Raw genomic sequence first — 6,000 nt, forward strand, 5'->3', positions numbered from 1 at the left:
CGAGGGTTGGTGTGCTGGTTGACGTTATCCGGCGAGCCTGGCGGCGAGCCGGTTGTATTCGGCATTGCGCAAGGTGAGGATCTCGGTGCGGAGGGGGCTGGTTAGGAACTTCGATAGCGGTAGGCATAGGTCCATGCGTTGGATGCAGACACCGACCTGGAAGGTGCCGGTCTGGTCGTAATACAGGCGCACCCCGTAGAAGCCTTCTTCGCAGTCGGTGCCGTTGTTGAATCGGCATCCGACGCACGTCGTCGGGAGCCGTACTGGGCGAATCTGCTTGAAGTACACCCGTCGCTGATCTGGCAGCCGATAGGCGGTTCGAGCGCCGGACACGCCAGCGGTGATGTAGTGCGCTTCAGCGACTGCGCCGCGATCGGCGAGGATGCGTTCGATGGCTTGGATTGAGTCGGCCCCCCGGCCGAGCGAATTCAGCAGACGGACCGTTAGCTGGGGTGAGTACTCGTCCAGCAAGCGGTGCACGCGTGGGGCGTGAGTGTGGTCGGGCACGACGATGTTGGCGCTCGCTTTGACGCCGTGTGTCTCACACGCCTTGATGGACCGTTTCAGTGCATCGATTTTCCATTGTGCGAGAACAGGATTGCGGTATCGGGCATGTTGGACTTCTGCGAGTTCGGCGGCGGTGGTGCCGAATATCGAAAAGTTCACTCGATGCAGTCCGGCGTCAGCACAGTCCGGTATGACCCGCTCGCCACGTTCGCCGTTGGATGTCATGGCGACTTGGTAACCGGCGCGCGCAGCGATCTTCGTCAATCCGGCAACGGCTGGATGCAATGTGGGTTCACCGCCGGTGAGGTGGACCTGAGTCAGCTCCAAAGCCTCGCCGAGGGCGGTTAGCGCGTGAGCGAATTCATCGTCAGCGGGAACCGAAGCCGGGAGAAATGTTGCTCCGTTGGTCTCGGCGTAGATCGACATGCGCCCGCTCGGTCCCGCTGCGCGAAATTGGCCGGGTTGCCGCTCCCGGTTGTCGACGGCGACGGGCGTGCCCTCGTCGTGGCAGAACGTGCAAGTCAGCCCGCATGCGTCGTGGATCTTCACGCGCAGGGTGGTGTCTTTGTCGATGAGGGTGGGGATTCCGACACGGAACATGGCCGTGCCCCTTCCGTTCAGTTGTGGGTCGACAGCAGCGGGCAGGCTGGTGCCGTGGAAAATTCGAAGTGGAGGTGGGATATCGGGATTCGCTGACGCGCTCATCCCCACCACCGGCGGTCGTTGCTCGTCCGGCATGGGGGCGTGATCGCGGTCCACAAGTCGTGGCGGACTGCGTCCCATAGGGGTGATAGGTCGGGCGAACGGTCCCGCGCGGAGGCCAAGTCTGGATAGTCAGGGCCCTCGTAGGACACCAGGATCTCGCCAGATGTGTCGTGTACCAACATGATTCGTGCGGAGTGGCCGTCCAATCGCCACATCGCTTCGAGGTCGCCGACGACGGTACTGCGAGAGTTCTCCGATCGGGTGCCGTCCACGTGGATGGCTCCTAGACCTCGACACCGGGCGACAGCCGCGCGGCCAACCGGCGAGGGTCGGCGTCGGGCAGGGCGAGCCCTTCGAGTACGTCCAACAGCGTCTGCATGGTGGGGCCAGGGGGCTGGGGAGTGTCGGATGGCAGTGGTTCGAACGGAATGCCGCGAGCGGCAGCCCGTTCGCGGAGCGTGTCTACTGGAGGGACAATTTTTCCTGCCCGGACCAGGCAGCTGTATGCGCTTGCCTTGAGTGGACACTCAAATGCGCGACATACGATGAGCTGCTGCATAATTCGGCGCGCTTGGGGAATGGTGAGTGGCCGGTCCGGGTGGGCGTGGCCGCAGTTGATCGTTGCCGGGAGGGTGGCGGTCCAAGTGGTCGGCGGGCACACGGTCTGGAGGTCGAGCAGTTCGCACACGCGCGACGGCATGTTGTCGACCGTGGTGAGGTCGTAGACGATCAGTGCGTCGGCGGCGAGTCCGGCCGCAATTCCGAGTGCGTATCCGATCGGGTCCGGATGGTCGACTGGTGGGCGCACGGTGTAGAGGCAGACGTACCCGAGTTCGGCAGCGTGACGTTGAGCCAGCGTCGCGTGCCTGGGTGTCTCGAGCCCGGAGGTGTCGAGGCGGATAAGGCAGACCGCTCGAGGCTTGTCGAGGGCTTGTTGGTCGGTATCCATGGTTTCCCTTTCAGCTCGTCCTAGTCGGTTCCGCTGCTGCCAAGGGCTGTAGGTCATCGACTGTGGTGACGGTGCTGGCCGACGGCTGTGCTGGTCGGCCGCTGCATGAGTCCTCGCGGCAGGGCGTGCGAAAATGCTTGCGCGAGACCACCGGACATTTCCGGACATGGACCGGACAGAAACCGGCCAGCGCGGTTAAAGTGGCAATCACCACTTCCGGTGCAGGGGGTTGTAATGGCTATTGTCGCGACATGGGTGAAAGAAGATTGCGCCGCGCTCCGGTACGCATTCGGAATGAAGCAAGCCGCTTTTGCAAGGGCGCTCGGCGTGGCAGAGCGATCGGTAAGACGGTGGGAAAAAGGAGAAAGAATTGGCGGCCTCGGGCAGGTCACCTATTCGACAATGCTGGCGAAAGCGTCCCCCGACGTAGTCGCACGATTCGAGCAGCTGCGCGGAAATGAGGACGACGTGAATCGGCGACAGCTACTCAAGACGGGGGCATTAGGCGCTGGTGCGCTAGCGACTCTGGGGCTCACTGGTGAGACAGTCGAGCGCGCAGGGTGGTTGAGGTCCGGTGCTGGCCGTCCGGACTCGGCTGCGGTGGCCTTGATGCGGGAGACGCTGCACCAGGCGATGCAACTCGATGACATGCTGGGCTCTCCTGCGGCGCAAGGAATGGTCGTCGCGCAACAACAAGTAACGGCTGCGATGTTGGACAACTGCCCGCCGTGGCTCAAGACCGATGTGCTCTCGCTGTACGCGGAATGGACCGGACTTGCGGGGTCTCTCGCGTGGGACGCGCAGGACTACGCAACCTCTGCCCGCCTCTACACCGAGGCACGGGAGAACGCGCACGAAGCCGAGGATTCCGACCTTGGCAGCTATATGCTGTGCCATCTTTCACAGCTGGCCACCTGGCAGCGGCGACCACGCGTAGCAGTGGACTATGCGGTTGCGGCGCGTAGTTGGGTCGCCCAGAGCGAGGACCGACACCTACGGGCATATGTCGCGATCCGTAACGCGGAAGCGCTCGCGCTCGCCGATCAGCGATCACCATGCCTAGCCGCGCTCGATGAGGCTGAGGCATTGCTGGCAGGACTCGAGCCATGTCACCCGTCGGAATCGCGAGCGTATTTTATGGGCGAAGGCATCATGCACTCCTATCGCGGGAACTGCCTTGCCGTCCAAGGCGACGCGGCACCCGCTGCTGAGGCGTCCAGGCGTGCACTGGCGATCATGCCCGAGACCTACACGCGGGACAGGGCGGTTACCTTGCTGGAGCTGGAGCGGGCGTTGATTCAACTCGACGACATCGAGGAAGCAGCCGACACTGTCCAGCAAGCTGCGGAGCTGGCTGAACGGAACCGGTCGCCCAGGCTGGCCGTGGCAATCCTCGATGGTCGTCAGCTCTTATCGCCCTGGTCAGACACCAGAGCGGTACGGGAGCTCAACGAGTTGCTCGATGCGAGGGATATCGTAGGGGCATGAGTGGCGATGACGTATCCGAGGTGTTGTTGAGGATCGCACGTGCTCATGCGGCTATTCACGCGTCCGGTGAGTTCGGAGCGATCGGCCAAGCAGGTCGAGCGCCGTCCAGGTCGGAGGCGTTCCAGGCGGCATCGGCGGAGCTTCACGCCGCCAAACAGGCGCGAAACCGTCTCTTCGTGGAAAAGGTCGGCGATGCTGAGACGGTTCCGATAGAGCTGACAGAAGGCTTCGGGTTGACCGGGCGCGAAGCCGCGTCGCTCATAGAGGTAGCGCGAGGCGGACCACGACGGCTCCGAGAACACTTGCTCGGCGAGTCAGACGCCGCCGAAACCGTCTGGACTTCGGAAAGCCGCGACCCTGCCTGACGGTCGACGCTGCAATCCGACGTGCCCGCTTCGGGTGCCGTCCACATGTGGATCGTGACCGTTTAGCGAATTCTACTGTCGCGCTTGATATTCGGCTGCGGCACGCCATTTTGATGAGGCTTGCGCAGGTTATGCCGTCGGCAGCTTGTCACCAGTCGATATCGTGGCCCGCGTCGGGTTGCGACTGATCGGGGTCGTACTGGTCTGCGCTGTAGTCGTCGGCGTACTCGGTGTGGTAGCCGAGGTCGGCGGCGTCGATGGCGTCTGCGATTCCCTGCCCAGCTGGGTCGGGCTGGTCGTCCGGGTCCGAGATGGGGCCGGGTTGGTGGGCGGTGAGGTCGGTTTCGTCGATTTCCAGGCGTGACCAGAGTGCGGCGGCGGGCATGTCGTCGGGGAGTGGTCGTTGCTGTGCGGAGTGGGTGAGTTGGTGTTGGATGTCGATTCCGGCTCGGGCGGCGGCGTCGAGGTAGGTGACGATGATCGGCCAGGTGGGGTCGGTGCTGATGCGGGGGTCGATTTGGTCTACGGTGTCGGCCCAATGATGTTGGGGTAGTTGGGTGTTGGCGTCGTTGTCGAGGATGCGGCGTTGTAGTTGTTGCTGATAGGCGCGTTCGATGGTGGTGTGGCGGGTCGGTCCGGTGGGGCGGTGCTCGGAGTCTGGGATGTGGAGTCCGGCGCGCCAAATAGCGAGGTCGGCAAGCAGTTCGGGGTCTGCGAGTAGGTTGCGCGCCCACCTGGGGACTGTGGTCGGGGTCCAGGCGCGGGCGGTGTCGGTGATCTGGGTGGCGAGTTCGGTCACGATCTGCTGGCGGGCTCGCACGGGCGCGAGAGTATCGGGGTCGAGCGTGTCAGTGGTGTTGGTGGGCAGTCCGGGTGTCCACGGGAGCGGGCCGGGTCCGGCCGAGTGCGCGCCGGTGGGGTCGATTCGCCAGTCCAGCACGGCGGCGGGGTCGGCGGCGGTGTCGAGTTCGCGGGCGGAGATCGCGGCGCGTAGTGCGGTGATCGGGTCGGCTCCAGAGAGGGCGAGCATCGCTAGGTGCTGACGCAGGACAGAGTACGCGGGGCTGTCGGTCAACCCTGGTACGGCTTGTTCGGCGATACGGTCTATCGTGTCGAGTCGCTGTGCGCCGCAAACGTTTTCGGCGGTCACGGCGAGAGTGTCGAGGTAGATGTCGACGGCGCGGCCGACGCGACGGGCCGGGTCCAGCGCATCGCGCAGTTCGGTGTGGGCCGAGGTTGCTGCCCCGTCCCGGTCGAGGACGTGGTGTAGGTGTTCGACGGCGGTGCGGGGGTAGTGGGCGGGCAGGGTGTAGATGTCGCCTTCCTCTCCGGCCATGGCGGTGGCGAGGTAAGCGTGGTTGGCGAGGCGTCCGCGTGTCATCGCCACGTAGAACTGCTGGCGCGACTCGCGCCCGGACAGCGCGACGTGGCAGGTGTCGGTGGTGATTCCCAGGGCGGAGTCGATCGTGGCGGCGTAACCCAAATGCAGATGCTCGAACACGTACTCGGCGGGCAGGAGCACGGCGGCGGCGGTGTCGCGGTCATGGACGCGCCGCGCGAGGGTGAGTGTGCCGTCGGGATGAACCTCGCGGATGGTCCAGGTGTAGCCGTTGCGCACCCAGTCGTGTTCGCCGACGCGTAAGCGGGGGTCGTTGCGGCGGGTGCGCACAGTGTCACCCACTGAGGCCACCAACCCATCCGCAAGTACGACATCGGGACCGGCGAGTGTGCCGGTGCGGGCGAGCCTTTCCGCGCGGGCACGCATGTTCAAGGCAGTCACGATGTCGCGGGTCGGGGCGAGCATGACCGCATGCGCGCCTTGCGCGGTGTCGGCGGCCCAGCCTTGGTAGGCGTCTTCGTAGACGCTGCCCAGGTGTCCGGCGTGGATGCGGCCGTGGTCGAGGTACCAGGCAAGCGCGAGCGGGTCACCTACGCGTATTCCTTTAGAGGCCAACGCTTCTCCGCGACTGGCGAAGCGCACTATCT

General features: G+C 64.6%; 4 protein-coding genes and 1 pseudogene. 2 read left to right on the top strand and 3 right to left on the bottom strand.

Annotated features, from left to right (window positions below):
• Positions 1 to 24: 24 nt before the first annotated feature.
• Both NA11_RS36915 and NA11_RS36920 read right to left on the bottom strand, forming a co-directional pair.
• Positions 25 to 1,290 (bottom strand): radical SAM protein, encoded by a 1,266-nt coding sequence (locus tag NA11_RS36915; protein WP_369691184.1) that lies wholly within the window; start codon positions 1,288 to 1,290, stop codon positions 25 to 27.
• 205 nt (positions 1,291 to 1,495) lie between these two features.
• The gene (locus NA11_RS36920; protein WP_069166720.1) at positions 1,496 to 2,161 is read right to left on the bottom strand and encodes a hypothetical protein; all 666 of its coding nucleotides are present in this window, start codon (positions 2,159 to 2,161) and stop codon (positions 1,496 to 1,498) included.
• Positions 2,162 to 2,455: 294 nt separating this feature from the next.
• Between NA11_RS36920 and NA11_RS36925 the strand changes: the two genes are divergently transcribed.
• Positions 2,456 to 3,649 (top strand): helix-turn-helix domain-containing protein, encoded by a 1,194-nt coding sequence (locus NA11_RS36925; RefSeq protein ID WP_501193652.1) that lies wholly within the window; start codon positions 2,456 to 2,458, stop codon positions 3,647 to 3,649.
• Positions 3,646 to 4,014 carry a hypothetical protein gene (locus tag NA11_RS36930; RefSeq protein WP_069166722.1) on the top strand — a complete coding sequence of 123 codons (369 nt, stop codon included), beginning with the start codon at positions 3,646 to 3,648 and terminating at the stop codon, positions 4,012 to 4,014. Before NA11_RS36925 ends, NA11_RS36930 begins: the two co-directional genes overlap by 4 nt.
• A gap of 148 nt (positions 4,015 to 4,162) precedes the next feature.
• Here the strand turns inward: NA11_RS36930 and NA11_RS36935 are convergent.
• Positions 4,163 to 6,000, bottom strand: a pseudogene (locus NA11_RS36935) (MobF family relaxase); the annotation flags it as partial.

Origin of the sequence: Nocardia altamirensis NBRC 108246, from assembly GCF_001612685.1 — a bacterium.
Taxonomy (GTDB): Bacteria; Actinomycetota; Actinomycetes; order Mycobacteriales; family Mycobacteriaceae; genus Nocardia; species Nocardia altamirensis.